Origin of the sequence: Iodobacter sp. CM08, assembly GCF_033446605.1 — a bacterium.
In the GTDB taxonomy this organism is placed as follows: Bacteria; Pseudomonadota; Gammaproteobacteria; order Burkholderiales; family Chitinibacteraceae; genus Iodobacter.
Genome location: NZ_JAWQUO010000039.1, coordinates 23481 through 43481 on the forward strand (window position 1 = coordinate 23481; position 20001 = coordinate 43481).

Consider the following 20001-nt stretch of genomic DNA (forward strand, 5'->3'; position numbering starts at 1 on the left):
TTAAGCAATCAACTTAGATCTATCTATTGCAAGGAAACATCGTAGGGCGGGTGCAACCCGCATTTTTTTCAACATAACTCGCGGGTTGCACCCGCCCTACAAATGGCAGATTGCTTAAGTTGATAGGATTGAGCTTTACCCGCCCTACACGTCCTTATTATTGGCAAATGAAAACAAAAAGTCAGATTTAAAAATAAAAACCCGCCAGAGGCATTCACCTGTGGCGGGTTTTTATGGGGACAAAAGCTTAATCCGCGCTTAATACACCACGGCGAACTTGGTCTTCTTCGATCGATTCAAACAACGCTTTAAAGTTGCCTTCGCCAAAACCTTCATTGCCTTTACGTTGAATAATTTCAAAGAAAATTGGCCCGATCACGGTTTCGGTAAAGATTTGCAGCAGAATACCGCCGCCTTCGGTTGGCGCGCCGTCAATCAGGATACGGTTTTTACGCAGGCGCGCTAAATCTTCACCGTGGCCTGGTAGGCGGGCATCGGTGCGATCAAAGTAGCTGTCTGGGGTATCAAGGAAACGTGTGCCGCTGGCTTTCAGAGCTTCTACTGTGGCAAAAATATCATTTGATGCCATGGCGATATGCTGAATGCCTTCGCCTTGATACTGACGCAAAAATTCTTCAATCTGGCTTTTATCGTCAGACGATTCGTTAATTGGGATACGAATCTTGCCACATGGGCTAGTCATAGCGCGTGAAACAAGGCCAGTCAGCTTGCCTTCGATATCAAAGTAACGAATTTCACGGAAATTGGCGATTTTTTCATAAAAGCCCGACCACACGTCCATATTGCCGCGCATGACATTGTGCGTTAGATGATCAACTTCAAATAAACCCACGCCTACTGGATACTGATCTACGCCTTCAAGTGGCACAAAATCTACATCGTAAATATTCTGATCTTTACCATAACGGTCTACAAAATACAGCGCCGAGCCGCCAATCCCTTCAACCGCAGGAATATTTAACTCCATAAAGCCAATCGGGCGATTAAACGGCTTAGCGCCATGCTCAATAGCATATTGGTAAGCGCGATCGGCATCGGCCACGCGCCAAGCCATCGCACAAGCGGATGGGCCATGAGCGGCAGCAAACTCATGAGCTGGCTGAGTTGATTCGCCGTTCACAATAAAATTGATTTCGCCTTGGCGGAATAAGCTGGCGTTTTTGCTGCGATGACGGGCAATTTCTACAAAGCCCAAAGACGTAAATAAAGTCTTTAAGCTATCTAATCCTTGCTGATTATTGGCGGTGTATTCAACAAACTCGAAACCATTTGTTGCAAGTGGGTTGATGCTCGGTTTTTCCATTTTCATCTATCTCTCCAGTAGGTGATCCCAGCCAAACATGCCGCAGCACAAAATATCGCCACGGCATCTTTGTATGGGTTAATTTAAACCGTGCTTAGCGGTCCATTGTAAAAACTCTTTTTCTAAGGCATCAAAACTTTCAATCACAAACAAGTCTTCCTGCATATGCCAAATGTCATATGCCGTTGCTGCTACACGCTCAATATCAAACGCGTGCTTACGCGTTTGATCAGACAAGCTAAACATCACTTCTTTGGGGGACGAGGCAATGCCCGCACCAAAAATATGCAGGCCGTCGTTTTCTTGAATCAGGCCAAACTCAACCGTGTACCAATACAAACGAGCCAGCCACACTTTTGCAGGATGGTCTAACTCAAATGCACGGACTCCCGCACGGCCAAAAGCTTCAAAAAAATCAGCAAAACGTGGGTTCACCAATAAAGGCACGTGCCCCATTAAATCGTGGAACATATCGGGAGCAGGCGTGTAACCGATTTCATCAGGCTTACGAATAAAATCGGTTGAAGGGAAAATTCGCTGTGCTAGTAATTTAAAAAAATCTTCATCAGGAACAATTCCCGCAACACGTGTCAGCTTCCAACCAGAAAGCGCTTCCACTTTATCGCTAATTTCCAGCAAACTAGGAATGCGATCACAGGGGAACCCAACTTGCTCAATACCCTCTAAAAAAGCTTGGCAAAGCCGACCAGGTAAAACTGCTTTTTGATTCGCCAACAAGGTGGCCCATGTTTGATGTTCTACGTCGGTGTACTGCGGCACAGGGTAGGAATGGAGATCTAAAACTGCGTCCGGTACGGACAATTGCATATCTGGCCTGAGGGTTGCTGCTTCATCGGTATACACAAGACTTCTCCTAAATGGTATTTTTCACAGCAACTGCTCTACACTAGCTTTCCATTCTACAAAAAGTGTCGAGCAATTTTGTTTCTAAAATGCCAATAAAATAAATATTTATGCAATTTAACACCAATTAAACATAAAACAAGGGGAGAAAACACCATGGAACTAGATAGGACTGATATTAAAATTCTTAACGAGCTTCAGTTACATGGCCGTTTGAGCAATGTAGAACTCGCTGAAATCATCGCTTTATCACCTTCACCTTGTTTGCGCAGGCTCAAACAGCTCGAAGATAGTGGTGTTATTCGTAAATATGTTGCACTTTTGGATCCACTTTTAATTGGCCTCGGTTTGCAAGCATTTATCCGCGTTTCTTTAGAAAAACGCGGCCATAGCCATCTGCAAGAATTTGTGGCGGCCATTCAAGATTGGCCAGAAGTAGTGAATTGCTATGCCATGACGGGCGAGATGGATTATTTGCTGCAGGTTTACTTTGAAGACATGACGCATTTCTCTAAATTTGTGATGGGCCAGTTGCTCCAGCATCCTGGCATTGCCGATATCAAATCGAGCTTTGTTCTCAAAGAATTCAAAAACACCACCAACCTGCCTTTAAGCCATCTGAACCCATAAATTAGCCCCCTACGTTCACCAGAAAAACGTAGGGGCGCTAATTGCTGCGCCCCTAAGATCGTTTTAATTTACCTACGATTTGTGTATCCACTTTTACAGACGACCCCACATCCTCCCGTCATATTTCTTACGTACAACACAAAAATACTCGTAATAAAAAAACCACAAACTGTCTGTTTTCCATCAAAGAACTGATGGAACGCTTCCTTGCTGCTTGCCAGAGCCTAGGTATTTCAGCTATACCGAATCACTTATTCATATCAATAAGATTAGACGTGATGAGTTTACAAACACTCTGGCTAATTGCTGCATTACTGCTGGCCGGATTTGAAATGCTGACTGGCACTTTTTACTTACTTGCAATCGCCCTTGGCTTGCTCAGCGCAGCGGGGATGGCTTTTTTTGGACTTACGTTTACCATACAGGCCATCACGGCGGCGGTAGTCAGCTTGAGTGCCGTTGCCGTACTGAAACGTTGGCAAAGTACACGTACCCCACAGCCCGAGGAAATCAGCAGCGATATTGGTCAACACGTAACAATTGTGGAATGGCAAGGAGAACGCCGTGCACGCGTTCGCTATCGTGGCACACTGTGGGATGCCGAGCTGGCAGCAGACACGCCAACTGGCTTAAATGATTACATCATCGTTGCCACCCACGGCAGCTCACTTACACTTAACCATTCACCACTGGGGCACTCCTAATGGAATTCGGCTTTCCCATTATCTTTTTGTTTATTGCGGTTATTTTTGTCGCCAAAACTTTCAAAGTAGTGCCACAGCAGCACGCGCTGATTGTGGAGCGCCTTGGTAAATTTCATGCCGTTTTACAGCCTGGCCTGAGTTTTATCGTGCCATTTGTGGATCGCATTGCTTACAACCTATCGTTAAAAGAAATCCCACTCGATGTGCCATCCCAAATTTGCATTACGCGAGACAACACCCAGCTGCAAGTAGATGGCCTACTTTACTACCAAGTAACCGATCCTAAGCTGGCCTCTTATGGCACGTCAGATTACGTCATGGCCATTATGCAATTGGCCCAAACCACACTACGCTCTGTCATTGGTAAGCTGGAGCTGGATAAAACCTTTGAAGAACGCGATGACATTAATGCGGCAGTCGTCAGCGCCTTAGATGAGGCGGCCCGCAGTTGGGGCGTTAAAGTCTTACGTTACGAAATCAAAGACTTAACCCCACCCAAAGAAATCTTGCACTCTATGCAGCAGCAAATTACCGCCGAACGTGAAAAACGGGGCCGTATTGCGCAATCTGAAGGGGTAAAGCAAGAGCAGATCAACCTTGCCACGGGCCAGCGCGAAGCCTCTATCCAGCGCTCCGAAGGTGAACGCCAAGCCGCCATTAACGCCTCTGAAGGCCACAAGCAATCAGCCATCAATCAGGCGGAAGGTGAAGCTGAAGCGCTGCGGCTTGTGGCTAGAGCCACCGCCGAAGCTATTCATATGGTGGCGCAAACAATTCGCCAACCCGGCGGGCACGAAGCCGTTAATTTAAAAGTAGCTGAGCAATACGTGGCCGCCTTTGCCAATATTGCTAAAGAAGGCAACACCATGCTGATCCCTACCAATGCCAGCGATATTGCCAGCGTGGTGGCCACAGCGATGTCGGTCATTAAACAACCGTCTTAAACTCCGAAGGAAATAGCACCATGTCAGAACAAAAATACCGCCTCGTTACCCGCAGCGATTTTGATGGTCTTGTCTGCGCGGTGCTCCTTACTGAGCTGGATATGATCGACGATATTTTATTTGTGCATCCTAAAGATATGCAGGATGGCAAGATCGCGGTGACCGCCAACGATATCACCACCAACTTGCCCTATGTGGCGGGTGCTTTTTTATCTTTTGATCACCATCTTTCCGAAACGATTCGCACCGTCGGTGAAAAAACCAATCATATTATTGACCCCAAAGCCCCTTCCGCTGCCCGTGTGGTTTACGACTATTACGGCGGGAAAAGTGTTTTCCCCAATATTAGTGACGAGATGATGCTTGCGGTAGATAAAGCAGACTCTGCCGAATTTACCCGCGAAGAAATCCTAAGCCCTAGAGATTGGGTATTACTCAATTACCTAATGGATGCCCGCACGGGTTTGGGCCGTTTTAAAAGCTTTAGGATTTCCAACTATCAACTCATGATGGATTTAATTAAATACTGCGGCAGCCACGGCATTGAAGATATTTTAGCCCTGCCCGATGTTCAGGAAAGAATTGAAGTTTATTTTGAACACGCCCCACAAGCGAAAGAACAACTCACTAGCTGCAGCCGTATTTACGATAATTTAGTAGTACTTGATTTAAGAAATGAAGAAACTATTTTCGCCACCAATCGCTTTATGATTTACGCGCTTTACCCGCAATGCAATATCTCAATTCATATGCTGTGGGGTTTACATCAGCAAAATACGGTGTATGCCACCGGCAAATCGATTATTAATCGCAGCTCACAAACCAATATTGGCGAGTTGATGCTGGAATACGGCGGTGGCGGCCACGAAAATGCCGGCACCTGCCAAGTAGCCAATGAAGACGCCAATCGTGTATTACGCGAATTAGTGCTAAAAATTACAGCAGATGGCTGAGATAACAGTATGTATTCGAAAGCCTTTTTGAGTACGGACAAAGCGGTGCCCTAGAAGGATCACAAAGGCATTTGTCTGCAGAGAATACCGCACAGCAAGGAGGGGGGTCCTAGGTCGGGTATTTACCCGCCCTAGATAATTCAGTTCACACAGCATTTGGTTAATATAATGCACACAGGATTTGGAACCACCGCCCCACACAAGATCACATTCATCTAAATATTTTTCGCTTGGAGTAAGAGTGAACATCCCTGGCTACAGTCTAAAAAGTACGCTTTATCAAGACGAGACAGGCAGCATGCACCGCGGCGTTCGTAGTGATGGCACGCCATGTATTTTGCGTATTCAAGCCCTCCCTAGAGCCAGCATCACGCTGACCGTTGAACGCGAATTACTCGAACAAATTCAAACCAAGCACACCCCCAGAATATTCGATCTTTTCAAGCATGGCGCTGCTATGGTCTTAGTTTTAGAGGATTGCCCCGGCCGCACTCTAGAAGACTTAATGAACGAATCTGGACATAGCCCCAGCACCACATTGCAATTAGCCATTACGCTCGCCAGAAAGCTGCAACGCACCACCGCAATAGCCCAAGCACTCGCCGCTCTGCACGCCTGCGGCAAACCCCACGGCAGGCTATGGCCAGACCATATCATTCTTGCTCCCGATCATAACGTCCGTTTTGTTGGCATGGCCGATGGCGGTGAAGCCGATCCACAAATACATCGCGCGGCCTATTTTTCACCCGAGCAAACGGGGCGTTTACGCTCAGATGTTAATCCGCGCAGCGATCTCTACACCTTGGGTGTTATTTGCTACCGCATGTTTACAGGCCAGCTGCCTTTTAATAGCAACGACACCCTATCGTTAATCCATGCCCATTTAGCAAAAATACCGGCGTCCCCTAGTGAGATATCGGATACGCCATTAGCACTGTCCGCCATCATTATGAAGCTACTCGAAAAAGTCCCCGAGAAGCGCTACCACACCGCAGCAGGGCTAGCTAATGACTTACAACGCTGCACCGAGCGGCTAAGCAACGGCCAAACCGCACTCTTTCCACTAGGGGAAGACGATGAGCCTGGTGTGCTGCATCCATCAAACACCCTCTATGGCCGCGATCAGCAGCGGCTTAGCCTGTTAGATGCCTTTGCTCGCAGCCGCACACAAGCCACAGAAGTGGTGTTAATCGCTGGGTATTCGGGCATAGGCAAGAGTGCACTGGTGCAATCACTACGCCCCGATATTATTATGTCGGATGGTTTTTTTATTGAAGGCAAGTTCGATCAATTTCAGCGCAGTATTCCCTACGCCGCACTATCCAGCGCCTTTGATAAATTAGTGAGGCAATGGCTGGCCGAACCCAATCCAGAGCAATGGCAACGCCGCGTTTTAGAATCTGTCGGCAGCAATGCGCAAATTTTGATTGATGCTATTCCAGCCCTGCAATGGTTACTTGGCCCGCAACCCCCTGTCGCCGAGCTTGGCCCTGCCGAATTACGCCATCGCTACAACAAAACCTTGGTAGATTTTATCCAAGGCATTTGCCAAGCCAAATCGCCCTTGGTCTTATTTTTAGACGATTTACAATGGGCCGACCCTGCCAGCTTAGATTTAATGGGCCAATTACTCACCAACAGCCATAACAAAAACTTATTATTAATTGGGGCTTATAGAAACTCAGAAGTCAGCACCGGTCACGCCTTATTATTGGCGCAGGCAGAATGGCAAACTCAAGATGTACGTAGCACCTTTATCGAACTTGCACCGCTCACAACCGAACAAGTCAACAACCTGCTTACCGATGTTTTGCATTTAGCAGATCACACCATGCCTTTGGCCTGCCTTATTCATAGAAAAACCGGTGGCAATCCATTTTTTATTGGCAAATTACTGCGCACCTTAGTCGATGAAGAGCTGATCCACTGGGACCGAAGCACGCACCTCTGGGTGTGGGATATCCCCTTGCTGGCCACCTACAATGTGGCAGAAAATGTGGTTGAGCTGGTGATTGAACAGCTGCACCGCCTACCCAGTCATGTGCAGCAATTAGTCAGCTCAGCAGCCTGCTTTGGTAATACCTGTCATCTAGCCGATTTATCCAGCATCACGGGGCTTAGCAGTAGCGTCACGCAAGATAGCTTAACGATCTTGCGCCAAGCCGAGCTTATGACAGAAATCCCCAATGATGCAGGCAAGCCTAAACAAATTCGTTTTATGCACGATCGTGTGCAACAAGCTGCTTATTCCATTCTCAACAAACCCCAGCAAGAAGAAACGCATCTACGCATTGCCTATCACCTGCTTAGCCTGCACGAAGGCGCCGCCTTACAAGAACATTTATTTATTATTGTGCAGCAATTTAGTGCGGGCTTAAATGCGGTATTACAGGCAAAAAACCCCGAACAAAATCGCATTTTGGCGCATTTATTTTTACAGGCAGCAGACAAAGCCATCACCTTAGCCGCGCATGCTAGTGCCAAGCTTTTTACCAGCAATGCACAACGCCTGCTGGATAATGAAAGCTTTTGGCAAGACGACTACCCTCTGCTGGCACGTTTAAACTACACCCAAGCTCAGGCCGCCTTTCTATCTGGTGATTTAGCCACATCAGAAGCTTATATTTTAGCCACGATGCCACGCTTACATAGCACGCTAGAAAAAGCCGAGTTTCAAAACCTATTAATTATTGGCAAAACGCTAAGCGCCGATTATCAAGGTGCCATTGAGGCGGGACGTGAGGCATTAGAACTACTCGGCCTAGCTTGGCCGCAAGACCCAGAAGCGGCCTTTCAAAATATTTTGCAGCAAATCGAAGCGCGCATGGCAAACCGCCCTCCCAGCGACTTGCTCCAATTGCCGCTATTAAGCGACCCCTGCCAACAGCTTATTCAAAAAACCCTGCTTAACTTAGATACCGCCACCTCATTTGGCCACCCTAGTTACTACCCTTTTATTATTTCCCGCATGGTGCTTACGGCCTTAGAGCACGGCAACTCCATGGAGATTTGTAAAGGTTACGGCACGTTTGGCGTCTTACTTGGCTCGCTCTTTGGCCAGCGCCAGCGTGGCTTTGAATTTGCCAGCTTAGGCTATCAACTTATCCAGCAATTAGATGGCTTAGCGCTTAAATGCAAAACCGGTTGGCCCTACGCAGTGGGCTGCTTGCCCTGGGTTAAACCACTACACGATTCTTTGCCGCTCATTCAAGACAGCATCAATGCGGGCCTCATGACTGGCGATCAGCAATTCACCGGCTATTTATATTGTGCCGATGTACTGCATCGCTTTATCAGCGGCCTGCCACTGGCCAAATTAAACGAGCGCATCGAACAAACCTTACAAACGTGCATCGCCAACAAAAACCAATGGGCCATCGATACCCTGCGCGCATTACGCATCTCGGTGGCGGCGTTTACTTCAGACAATTGGGATGGCCGCAGCTCTGCAGATAGACAATTCGTACTGGAATGCGAGCAAGGGGATAAGCGCTCATCGCTGTGCTTTTATCATATCTACCACGCGCAGCGCATGCTGTTTGCTGGCCGCTACGATGAAGTAATTCGCCACGCCCGCCAAGGCCTCGCACTTTGCCGCTATATCATGGGGTTTATTTCTAATTTTGATGCGCATTGGCTGCTCGCCATGGGTTTAAGCGCCAATGCACCTAGCCACGAGCAAACTCAAGAAATTCAAGCATTACGTGAGCAACTCGCCCTATGGAGCTTGGATTGCCCAGCCAATTTCTCCCATAAACTATTAATGCTCGATGCGCAGATCGCGCGCTTACTTGGCCAACATGAAATCGCACTACGCCATTGCCATCAAGCCACGGCAGCCGCACGCAATCAAGGCTTTATTCAAGATGTGGCGCTGGGTGAAATCCAAACCTGCAAACTATGGATTGAGCATGGTTTTCCCATCTACGCCACTCACCATTTAAAAGAGGCAATCCTCAGCCTGCAGCACTGGGGGGCCAGAGGTTTAGCCAAATCACTGCGGCATGAGTTTAGCAGCGTTTGGCAACTGATCCCTCCCGAGGACGATATGTTGAGTGGCCGAGCGCTCTCCTCCTCAGGGGTATTAAAAGCCTCGCAAGCCATCGCCAGTGAAATTGCACTCGATCCGTTATTACTAAGGCTAACCGAGCTAATGATCGAAAGCGCTGGTGCCACTATGGGTGCGTTAATCTTGGCAGAAGATGGGCAACCACGGCTCAAAACAGTGGGTATCATTGAAAACAACACCATTATTGTTCGCCCCAAAAATAGCCACAGCTTACCGGTTGCCGCATCTATTTTGCAGTATGTGTGGCGTACACAAGAAACAGTGGCTCTTGATGACGCAGGCTTAGATGAGCGTTTCCAGCGCGACCCCTATGTGCATAGCACCCGCGTAAAATCGCTACTCAGTGGCCCCATCATCAAACAAGGGGTGTTACTTGGTGTTTACTACTTAGAAAACCCATTGGCGGCGGGTACCTTTACCCCTGCTCGGCAAGAAGTCATTCTTGCCCTTGCCACACAAGCGGCCATCTCGATTGAAAACGCGCGTCTTTACGATGAGCTAGAAAACCGCGTCACCATTCGTACCCAAGAGCTCAGCACAGTCAACCAGCATTTAGAAAACGAGTTAGCAGAAAGAAATCGCATCGAAAAAGCCCTCAGAGAAAGCGAATCACGCTTTAGAGCCATTGTAGAAAGCATGCTGACTGGCTATTTAAAAACCGAGCTGAGTAGCGGAAAAATCCTTGCCATCAATACCGCCATGCTTAATATCCTTGGCGCAGATAGCTCAGAAGACGTTTTAGGAGAGTCCTCAATCAACTTTTTTGCCAACCCGCAAGAGCGAAATCAACTACAAGAACTGGTTTTAAAGCACGAACGAGTCAGCCGCTACGCCATTAAAATCCGCCGCCACAATGGGCAGATACTGGATGTACTCACCACCAGCCGCCTGCTTTACAACGCCGATGGCGAGCCTAGCCATATCGAAGCCACCATGATGGATGTGACCGAGCTCAATAGCGCCAGAGAAGCAGCCGAAGCCGCCACGCGCGCTAAAAGCGCCTTTTTAGCCAATATGTCGCATGAAATTCGCACACCGATGAACGCGATTCATGGCATTGCACACTTGCTTAAACATACCGAGCTTAATGAAAAACAGCAGGATTACTTACTTAAGCTAACCCAATCTACCAACACACTGATTGCCTTGATTGACGATATTCTCGATTTTTCTAAAATTGAAGCGGATCGCCTAGAGCTAGAAAATGAAGTCTTTTCTTGCCGCCATACCATGGATCAAGTGATGTCACTTTTACAATTTAGAGCGGAAGAAAAAGGGCTACTGCTTAAGCTCACTGTGCCTGCGCAATTATCAGAATGGCGCCAAGGTGATGCCTTACGTTTAACACAGGTATTGATCAATTTACTCGGCAATGCCATCAAATTTACCCAGCAAGGCGAAGTACATTTGGAGCTTCGTAGCCATAATACACAGCTCACTTTTGCCGTTAGAGATCAAGGGATAGGTATGACTGCAGAGCAAATCAAGCGCCTATTTCAACCCTTTAGCCAAGCAGACACATCCACGACTCGCCGCTTTGGCGGCACGGGACTTGGATTATCCATCAGTAAAAAACTAGTGGCCCTCATGGGGGGCGACATTACGGTAAAGAGCCAGCTTGGAATAGGCAGCCAATTTAGTTTTACCCTAGATTTACCCATCGCCCCTGACGTACATCACGAATCCGCCACCCTAGGTGTCTCTGAGCAAGACATCACATTTGAAGGCAAACATGTACTGGTGGTTGACGATGTCGCCATCAACCGCTTAGTAGCCCGCGAGCTGCTATCGCTAGCTAAAATAACCTGTGATGAAGCCAATAACGGTGAAGAAGCTCTGAATAAACTACTTAGCCGCCACTATGATTTAGTGCTGATGGATTTACAAATGCCAATTTTGGATGGCCTAGAAGCCACTCGGCAAATGCGCGCCAGAGGCGACACCACCCCCGTGATTGCACTGACGGCCGACGCGCTGGAATCGCATAAAAAAACCTGTATAGAAGTCGGCATGAACGATCACCTGGCCAAGCCCATCATCCCCTTGCAGCTGCATACCCTACTCAAAAAATGGCTGATAGACCAAGTTTAAACAGCTGCATCAGCAAGGTTTTTAATCTAATTTGCCGACTAATGCGCGCATCGCTCTGGCAAGCTGCGAATCGCATCGGCATTGGATGGCGAAAACACCATTTCGGCAGCTTGTGACCAACTCACCCATTTAAACCGCCGGTGCTCGCCAGGGGCAAGGGTAATATCCAGTGTGGATGGCACTTCTAGGCTAAATACATGCTCGGTATTGTGGCTGGTGCCTGGTGCATAGCGATGACGCCATATTTCAAAAATTTCGAAATCGTGACTTTGCTGCCAATCGCGTAATTTATACAGCCGCGTATCTAGCCCTGTTTCTTCAAACACCTCGCGGCGCGCTGTTTGCTCCAATAACTCATCGGCTTCTCGACTCCCAGTAACAGACTGCCAGGCTTCATTAAAATCAGTTCGTTCTAAGAGCAATACCTGTAGATCTGGGGTGTGAATCACAATCAGCGCAGACACAGCTTGTTTATAGGAGGGAGCAGCAGAAAATGGAGTGGTCATAAGGGGCTTGCAAAGGAAGATGGGCCAAGTGCAAAGCTTAAACCATGCACATGCTGACTCACAACTTTAGCGATAAAAAACACCTAGGTTAATGGGCTTAAACAGAAGGCAAAACCAAGAGGCATCGCTAAATTCAGCGCCTATTTTCACTATAAAACAACGGGTTCTCCGTGATTTTTGTAATTCAAGATTTAGATTTTAGTGTGCATAAACGTAGTTAGTAAATACTATCCCCTAGGATGCACGTGCGTTATAACCCACTTGCACGCTACAATCGCCTCCCATCTCGACTTTGAGCCGCCATGTTTGATGCCTACGCCCTACGTGCCCAGTTTCCTTTACTGGCGCGTGCACCAGCGCTTATTTACCTCGACAATGCGGCCACCACTCAAAAGCCGCTACTCGTCTTGGATGCTGAGCGTCATTTCTATGAAACGGCCAATGCCAATGTGCACCGTGGCTCGCACCGGCTGGCCGTTGCCGCAACCGATGCCTTTGAAAATGCCAGAAGCAGCGTAGCGCGTTTTATTAATGCCCGCTCCAGCGATGAAATCGTTTTCACCCGAGGCGCGACCGAGGCGATCAACTTAGTGGCGCAGAGCTGGGGGGCGGCCAATTTACAAGCAGGCGATGAGATTTTACTCAGCACCTTAGAGCACCACGCCAATATTGTGCCGTGGCAAATGTTGGCCGCACGCTGCGGTGCCATCATCAAGCCAATTCAGTTACTGAGCGACGGCGGCTTAGATCTTGAACATTTTCATGCCCTACTCTCAAATAGAACCAAGCTAGTTGGCCTTACGCACATTTCTAATGCCATCGGCAGCGAGCTACCCATTGCCGAGCTCATTAACAGCGCACATCAATATGGTGCCAAGGTGTTAATCGATGGCGCGCAAGCAGTGGCGCATAAGATCATCGACGTGCAAGCGCTAAACGCCGATTTTTATGTGTTTTCTAGCCATAAAGTCTATGGCCCAACTGGCATCGGGGCTTTATGGGCACGCAGCGAAATATTAAGCAGCATGCCACCTTGGCAAGGTGGCGGCGAAATGATAGAGCGTGTTTCGTTTGCCCAAACCAGCTATGCCGAAGCCCCTGCCCGTTTTGAAGCAGGCACACCCGCGATTGCCCAGACCGTTGGTTTTGCCGCTGCGCTAGATTGGCTACAAGGGCAAGACCGCGCCGCCATTGCCCAGCACGAGCACGCATTACGGCTGCAATTAGAGCAGGGTCTCAGCCAAATTGAGGGCTTACGCCTGATTGGTAACGCCCTACAAAAAGGGCCTGTTGTATCAATTGCCTTTACTCACGCCCATCCTTACGACGTCGCCCAATTCTTAGATGCCCGCGACATTGCCGTAAGGGTAGGCAATCACTGTGCCCAGCCTTTACTGGCTAGCCTTGGCTTATCTGGCACCTTACGCGCCTCTTTTGCTGCGTATAACACCCACAGCGATATTGACGCGCTACTGGCTGGCCTCAGCGAAACACTGGAACTATTAGCATGAATAAAGCAGAAATAGAGAGCAAACTAGCGGGTGCGCACGGCTGGGAGGGCAAAAATCGCCTGCTCGTACAATTGGCCCGTGATTTACCGCCCTTGCCCGCCAGCGAGCTCAACGATGCCAACCGCATCGTAGGCTGTGAAAGCACGGCTTGGCTGACTATTGCTTGGCAAGAAGAGCAGATACAGCTTGCTGCAGACAGTGAATCACGCATCGTTAAAGGACTGCTAGTCTTACTTATCGCCGCCTATCAAGGAAAAACGCGCGCAGAAATTCAAGCTTTTGATTGCGAGGCATGGCTAATATCGCTAGGCCTGACCCGTTTTTTATCTGCATCGCGGGGTAATGGGGTAAAAGCCATTATTGGCAAAATTCACAATGCAATTGGCGAAGCTCAGCATTGACTAGAATCGTCAGTTTCGTAATGCTATTAAACTCATAAACAAGGATGGATTAATGAAAAACCTACGTAAGTTATTTGCTGCTTTTGTTACCGCTAGCCTGATTGCTGCTCCTGCACTTGCCGAACGCCCACTGACAGTTGGCTCCGATGCCACCTTTGCTCCCTTCGAAATTTTAAACAAAAAACAAGAAGTCGAAGGTTTTGACGCAGATTTAATTCACGCGATTGCAGCCAAAGCTGGCCTGCCTATTAAAGTGATCAATACCCCTTGGGAAGGCCTGTTTGCTGGCTTAAACAATGGTGAGCGCGATATCGTTATTGCCGCTGTAACCATTACCCCAGAACGCCAAAAATCAATGGACTTCACTGCGCCATACTTTGAAGCCAAGCAATTAATCGTTGTTTCTGCCAAAAGCCCTGTGGCTAAATTAACCGACCTTAAAACCAAGAAAATGGCCGTACAAAACGGCACAACGGGTGATATCGTCGCGCAAAAGCATTTTGGCAAAGGCAATACCAATATTCGTCGCTTTGAAACTATCGTCTTGGCATTGCAAGAATTAAAAGCCGGTGGTGTTGATGCTGTGATTGGTGACAATAGTGTGGTTAAAAACTATTTAATCAACAATCCAAACTCAGGCTTTAAGCTGATTGACGACACCAGCTTTGATAAAGAGTTTTACGGTATTGCAGTTAAAAAAGGCAATGCGGCACTACTTGCCAAATTAAACAAAGGCTTGGCGGATGTAAAAGCAGATGGCTCTTACCAAAAAATTTACAGCAAATATTTTGGCAAATAAGATCTACTTGATGTAAAAAAATCGCCTCTCTTGAGGCGATTTTTTTGTGCTAAAAACACCTAATCCGCAAAAAAAAGCCCCACCAGCGGTGGGGCACTAAGGGGATGAAGATAGCACTAAAGCTATAGCACTGTTACTAGGAGCAAATAATCGCTAGCAAGTTCCACACTCCCTGATATTTTTTACTGCTCACTGAGAAACTGCAGTGTTTGACCACTTTGCCCACGGCTGGCATCGCCCATCCAATACAAAATTGCTGGCACGATGGATTCAGTAGGCGGCAAGCTTTCGCGTGTTTCACCCGGATGGGTTTTTAAGCGTGATGGCGATTGAATTGGGCCTGGCACTAAGAGATTAATCCGCAAGTTTTCCATATTGTCCCACTCGGAAGCCGCGATTTCGACCAGATTTTTTTGCCCAACTTTGCTCACACTATAACCACCCCAATACGCATTGGGGGCAAAAGCATGCGTTTCACCCAGCAGCAAGATGCTTGCATCAGGCGCATCTTTAAGCAGCGGGAATAGCGCGCGATTCAGCACAAATGGCGCGGCGACGTTCACCTTGAACATATCCATCCACTCGTCCATTTTTTGATTGGCGAGCGGCGACAAATGGCTAAAGCCATTCGCACAATGTAAAATCCCATCCAAACGGCCAAATTCTTTTTGAATAAGCACCGCCATTTGGGCAATTTCTGCCTCGCCCGATTTAGCCAAATCAAAGGGAATCGCGGCGGGCTGCGGATAGCCCGCAGCTTCAATCTCATCGTATACTTTGGCGAGTTTTTTCTCGTTGCGGCCCAGCAAAATCACCGTCGCGCCGTACTCAGCCAAAGCCAAAGCCGCTGCAGCACCAATCCCCTGCCCTGCACCGGTCACTAAAATCACACGGCTTCGAAATGCACCAACCGGTGCCTGATAATTTTTCCAATCACCCATGTCATTCCTCAATTGTATTAATCATTAATTCTTGCACTACGCCTTGGGCAGCCGCCACGCCACTTCTTACCGCACCCTCTAGAGTTGCTGGGTAATCACCGCTGCCAGCTAATCCCCTAGTGTAGTCCCCAGCCAGCCAAAAACCGTGCTCCGTTGTTTTATTGCTTGGGCGCTGCATAGAGGGCGTACAAGCAAAGGTGGCGCGCTTTTCTGTAATCACCCGCTGCCATAGCACCTCAGCAGGCAATGCCAAGCGCTGATGCAGCTCTGCCACTACTGCCGCTACAAGTTCTCCTTGTGGCAAAAACTGATGCGGGCCAGTGGCCGAAATCACCACTGCAATCAAACCATCCATACCGTGCGTAAAACCACGATCAAACACCCACTGCGCCAGCGAATCGCTCAAGCCCTGCATGGGCCTTGCCAGCCGCGTGCTTTGATCGTATTGCAGATAAACCGTAACAATCGGCTGGTATATCCAATCGCCCAAAGCCTTTAACTGCGGCAGCGTAGCCAGTACAGGCGATAATCCATGAGGAGGCAATGCACAGATAACGGCATCAAAGCACTCAGGCTCTCCATTCAAACGCCAACCTTCAGGCGTTTTTTCTAGCTGGGTAATCCGGCGTGAGCGATAAACCTGCCCACCGCGCTGCTGAATAAACCGCTCCGCCGCATCAGGGAACAAAGCAGAGAAATCAAGCTTAGGCAGTAATAAATCTGAAGCGGCCCGCACACCACCCAAGCTATCTCTGAGCACATTGAGTAAAACCTGTGCAGACGCCAGTTCAAGCGGGGTATTTAAAGCTGCCACAGTGAGGGGCTGCCAAAAGCGGCTAATTAATACCTTAGGCTGACGTTGATCCGCTAGCCAGCGGCTAACGCTAACATCCTCGGCCAACTGCCAAGCCGCCGCTTGTGCAGCGCGAATCGCCCGCAGCAAAGCAAAACGCTCTGCCCAAGTTAAACCTTGGGCAAAAATCAAGCCAACAGCCAAATGCAAAGGGGCAGGTAGTTTGGGGCAAGCTAAGCGAAAGCCAGGCTCCACCACCAGCTCCATAGGCATGCGCAAAAAGGCCGCCTCGCAATCCACCCCCACCTTGGCCATCATGGCCAGTAGCTCGGTATACGCACCAATCACTAGGTGCTGACCATTATCAAAAGACTGCTCGGCCAACTCTACCCGCCTAGCCCGCCCACCTAAGACTTTACCGGCTTCAAAGACGCTAACCTTAATACCTGCTGCCGCTAGCTCAGCAGCAGCAGCCATACCGGCATAGCCCCCGCCTAATATCGCTACGGATGGCTTACTATTTAAAACCACCACGTTTTCCAAGCCAGCCATAATTTACGAATTGGCGTTAAAGAAATGCGCTGGCTCAATACCTTACCTACGCCATCTTTTTGAATTTCTTTTAAAGTGGCACGGTAAATAGCCGCCATCACCAAGCCAGTACGCTGCTGCTTTTTATCTACCGCAGGTAATTGGCTCATTGCTTGCGCATAATATTGCTCGGCACGCGCAATTTGAAAATCCATTAATGCTCTAAATTCAGGCGTATCACGGCAGGCTAGAATATCAGCAGCGGGCACATTAAATTGCTGCAATTCAGTCACAGGTAAATAGATGCGGCCACGGCGCGCGTCTTCACCCACATCACGAATAATATTGGTTAATTGAAATGCAAGACCCAAATCATGGGCGTATTTAAGTGTACCGCGATCGGTAAAGCCAAATATTTGCGCTGCCATTTGCCCAACAACTGAGGCCACGCGGTAGCAATACAACTGCAAATCTTTAAAACTATTATAGCGGGCCATATCTAGATCCATCTCCATACCATCGATGATTTCTATAAATAACTCGCGTTGCAAATCGTATTTTTTAATCGCAGGCAATAAAGCTTGAGTTACTGGATGCTGGGGCGAGCCTGCAAATAACTGACCAATTTCACTCCGCCACCATGCCAATTTAGTTCTAGCCACGGCTTCTTCATGGCATTCATCCACCACGTCATCCACTTCACGGCAAAAAGCATATAAAGCGGTAATGGCTTTCCTTTGCTCTAATGGCAAAAATCGAAAGCTGTAATAAAAACTAGAGCCACTTTTTGCAGCTTTATCTTCACAATATTGTTCAGGTGTCACAGGACTTTCCGATTTAATTAATGATGGCGATTACGCAAGCGTCTTTTCATTCACAAAAAAGCACCCCAGCCATAAAAGACTTAGAATAGGCCCGTTTTAAATACTAATCGTCTTTTATTTGCGGCTTGCGTAAATCAATCAATTATTGTTCTGGCAAAATAATTTTAACTTCACGTGTTGAGCCAGAAACGCCTGGAAACTGCTCAAACAAGGCACGAATCAACCAAGGCACTGCGGGCTCAATCGCATCATCTCGGCTGCGATTGATGGCTTTGCCTTCAAAAATTTTGGCAAAGCGCCCAGCAGCTAAATCATTTTTATCTAGGATATCTAAATTTAACTGCCGGCTAAAAACGGTGTCACTCACGGGGCGGCTACCAACAATACCATTCTCTGCCCGGGTATAAGGCACTAGAACTACACCACTTGAGGTAGAAACTCGGCGATAGTAAGTACTAAAACCTACTGTCCCCCAAATGGGCTCTTGTGAGGTAATGGTTTTACCGCCATCCACCTGATACTGCAATCGCACCAACCAATCTGCTGCGCTCATATTCGGCACATACACATAGCCCTTACTCATTAGCTCGGCAGATACGTCTTCTTCAAAATCACGCTGCGCTAAGCTTTGCACTTGTGAGGCATCGCGCTCAAAGGTAAATTTCTGCGCGCTAGGCGCGCTCGCCAAAGTATGCCGTACGCTTACCGAGGCCACAAACGGCGGCATAGCGCAGCCGCTTAATAATAAAACAACAAGAGCTAATCGTTTCAGCATGATCAAATCCTTTTAGCAGGAATCTGTGGGGTGCTTACTTTTACATCACCACACTGAGCGCGATGGCGTAAAGCATGATCAATCAATACTAAAGCTAACATCGCTTCAGCAATCGGAGTAGCGCGAATGCCCACGCATGGATCATGCCGCCCAGTGGTTGCCATTAGCACAGGATTGCCGTCTTTATCTATCGAATGACGCTCTTGAGCAATGCTGGATGTAGGCTTAACCGCCAAATTCACCACAATATCTTGGCCAGTAGAAATACCGCCTAAAATACCGCCAGCATGATTGCTTGCAAAACCAGTTGGGGTCAGCTCATCGCAGTGTACCGAGCCTTTTTGCGCAATACTTGCAAAGCCCGCGCCAATTTCAACGCCTTTTACTGCATTAATACTCATCATCGCGTAAGCAATCTCTGCGTCTAGACGGTCATATACTGGCTCGCCCAAGCCCACTGGCACATGCTCGGCCACCACGGTAATTTGCGCGCCTACTGAATCACGCTCCTTGCGGATCGCATCCATATAATCTTCAAGCTGCGGTACTATTGCTGAATTCGGGGCAAAAAAGGCATTGCCGTTGACTTCATCCCAGCTCTTAAATGGAATTTCTAATTCGCCTAGCTGGCTCATATAGCCACGAATTTCAATGCCATATTTCTCGCGTAGCCATTTTTTTGCAATCGCCCCAGCGGCAACGCGCACCGCAGTTTCCCGTGCGGACGAGCGCCCGCCACCGCGAGGATCACGAATACCGTATTTATGCCAGTACGTGTAATCCGCGTGGCCTGGGCGGAAAGTTTCCACAATTTTGCCGTAATCTTGGCTACGTTGATCTTGGTTACGAATCAACAAGGCAATCGGCGTGCCCGTAGTTTTACCCTCATAGATCCCTGATAAAATTTCTACCGTGTCTGGCTCTTTACGCTGAGTCACATGCCGTGAAGTACCTGGCTTACGCCGATCTAATTCAGCCTGAATATCTTCCACACTCAAATCCATTCCTGGTGGGCAACCATCAACGATGCAGCCAATTCCCGCACCATGGCTTTCACCAAAAGATGTCACCGTAAATAACAAACCAAGTGTATTACCAGACATGAGTTAAATCCTTGAACAGAGCAACAAGCTTAATTCTAACATGGACTGAGATATACCAAGACTTACAAACAAGGGTGAGATCGAGTATTTTTTACAACGTAACCTTCCATTGAGTTTCTTGCGCGCAAAGCAAAACCCCCGCCTCTTTCGAGTACGGGGGTTCTGTTTACTACATAAGGTGTCTGGCGATGACCTACTTTCACACAGGTAATCTGCACTATCATCGGCGCTAAGGTGT

The 20001-nt window shown here is 48.1% G+C and carries 16 protein-coding genes; 8 read left to right on the forward strand and 8 right to left on the reverse strand.

What is annotated here, in order from left to right:
* Window positions 1-247 precede the first annotated feature (247 nt).
* Both hppD and R6242_RS18310 read right to left on the reverse strand, forming a co-directional pair.
* Window positions 248-1330: a 4-hydroxyphenylpyruvate dioxygenase gene (gene hppD / locus R6242_RS18305; RefSeq protein ID WP_318429621.1), complete on the reverse strand. Its 1083-nt coding sequence runs from the start codon at window positions 1328-1330 to the stop codon at window positions 248-250.
* A 72-nt stretch (window positions 1331-1402) separates the two neighbouring features.
* Window positions 1403-2188, reverse strand: coding sequence for a phenylalanine 4-monooxygenase (locus R6242_RS18310; RefSeq protein WP_318429623.1), 786 nt, complete (start codon window positions 2186-2188; stop codon window positions 1403-1405).
* A gap of 156 nt (window positions 2189-2344) precedes the next feature.
* On the opposite strand from R6242_RS18310, the gene R6242_RS18315 reads away from it, so the two are divergent.
* The 5 genes from R6242_RS18315 to R6242_RS18335 all read left to right on the forward strand — a co-directional run bounded on the left by R6242_RS18315 (window position 2345) and on the right by R6242_RS18335 (window position 11579).
* Window positions 2345-2818, forward strand: coding sequence for an Lrp/AsnC family transcriptional regulator (locus R6242_RS18315; RefSeq protein WP_130107422.1), 474 nt, complete (start codon window positions 2345-2347; stop codon window positions 2816-2818).
* Between the two features lie 278 nt (window positions 2819-3096).
* Window positions 3097-3522, forward strand: a complete 426-nt coding sequence (locus tag R6242_RS18320; protein ID WP_318429626.1) for an NfeD family protein — start codon at window positions 3097-3099, stop codon at window positions 3520-3522.
* Window positions 3522-4466 carry an SPFH domain-containing protein gene (locus R6242_RS18325; RefSeq protein WP_293938158.1) on the forward strand — a complete coding sequence of 315 codons (945 nt, stop codon included), beginning with the start codon at window positions 3522-3524 and terminating at the stop codon, window positions 4464-4466. Before R6242_RS18320 ends, R6242_RS18325 begins: the two co-directional genes overlap by 1 nt.
* A gap of 20 nt (window positions 4467-4486) precedes the next feature.
* Window positions 4487-5419 (forward strand): exopolyphosphatase, encoded by a 933-nt coding sequence (locus R6242_RS18330; protein WP_293938160.1) that lies wholly within the window; start codon window positions 4487-4489, stop codon window positions 5417-5419.
* A 241-nt stretch (window positions 5420-5660) separates the two neighbouring features.
* Window positions 5661-11579: an AAA family ATPase gene (locus tag R6242_RS18335; protein WP_318429630.1), complete on the forward strand. Its 5919-nt coding sequence runs from the start codon at window positions 5661-5663 to the stop codon at window positions 11577-11579.
* Window positions 11580-11617: 38 nt separating this feature from the next.
* Here R6242_RS18335 and nudB read toward each other — a convergent pair whose 3' ends face one another.
* On the reverse strand, window positions 11618-12085 hold the full coding sequence (nudB, locus tag R6242_RS18340) for a dihydroneopterin triphosphate diphosphatase (RefSeq protein WP_318429632.1): 468 nt from the start codon (window positions 12083-12085) through the stop codon (window positions 11618-11620).
* A gap of 302 nt (window positions 12086-12387) precedes the next feature.
* Here nudB and R6242_RS18345 point away from each other — a divergent pair, with 302 nt between their 5' ends.
* The 3 genes from R6242_RS18345 to R6242_RS18355 are packed head-to-tail and all read left to right on the forward strand — an operon-like array spanning window position 12388 to window position 14796.
* Window positions 12388-13596: a SufS family cysteine desulfurase gene (locus tag R6242_RS18345; protein WP_318429634.1), complete on the forward strand. Its 1209-nt coding sequence runs from the start codon at window positions 12388-12390 to the stop codon at window positions 13594-13596.
* Window positions 13593-13997: a SufE family protein gene (locus R6242_RS18350; RefSeq protein WP_318429636.1), complete on the forward strand. Its 405-nt coding sequence runs from the start codon at window positions 13593-13595 to the stop codon at window positions 13995-13997. Before R6242_RS18345 ends, R6242_RS18350 begins: the two co-directional genes overlap by 4 nt.
* A gap of 52 nt (window positions 13998-14049) precedes the next feature.
* Window positions 14050-14796 (forward strand): basic amino acid ABC transporter substrate-binding protein, encoded by a 747-nt coding sequence (locus R6242_RS18355; RefSeq protein WP_318429639.1) that lies wholly within the window; start codon window positions 14050-14052, stop codon window positions 14794-14796.
* Window positions 14797-14978: 182 nt separating this feature from the next.
* Here the strand turns inward: R6242_RS18355 and R6242_RS18360 are convergent, their stop codons facing one another.
* The 5 genes from R6242_RS18360 to aroC all read right to left on the reverse strand — a co-directional run bounded on the left by R6242_RS18360 (window position 14979) and on the right by aroC (window position 19763).
* The gene (locus tag R6242_RS18360) at window positions 14979-15737 is read right to left on the reverse strand and encodes an SDR family NAD(P)-dependent oxidoreductase (protein ID WP_318429641.1); all 759 of its coding nucleotides are present in this window, start codon (window positions 15735-15737) and stop codon (window positions 14979-14981) included.
* 1 nt (window position 15738) lies between these two features.
* Window positions 15739-17082 carry a hydroxysqualene dehydroxylase HpnE gene (gene hpnE, locus R6242_RS18365; protein ID WP_318429643.1) on the reverse strand — a complete coding sequence of 448 codons (1344 nt, stop codon included), beginning with the start codon at window positions 17080-17082 and terminating at the stop codon, window positions 15739-15741.
* The gene (gene hpnD / locus R6242_RS18370) at window positions 17052-17885 is read right to left on the reverse strand and encodes a presqualene diphosphate synthase HpnD (RefSeq protein ID WP_318429646.1); all 834 of its coding nucleotides are present in this window, start codon (window positions 17883-17885) and stop codon (window positions 17052-17054) included. The genes hpnE and hpnD overlap by 31 nt, the downstream gene beginning before the upstream one ends.
* A gap of 142 nt (window positions 17886-18027) precedes the next feature.
* The gene (locus tag R6242_RS18375; RefSeq protein WP_318429649.1) at window positions 18028-18660 is read right to left on the reverse strand and encodes a DUF4136 domain-containing protein; all 633 of its coding nucleotides are present in this window, start codon (window positions 18658-18660) and stop codon (window positions 18028-18030) included.
* A gap of 2 nt (window positions 18661-18662) precedes the next feature.
* The gene (aroC, locus tag R6242_RS18380) at window positions 18663-19763 is read right to left on the reverse strand and encodes a chorismate synthase (protein ID WP_318429651.1); all 1101 of its coding nucleotides are present in this window, start codon (window positions 19761-19763) and stop codon (window positions 18663-18665) included.
* Window positions 19764-20001 lie beyond the last annotated feature (238 nt).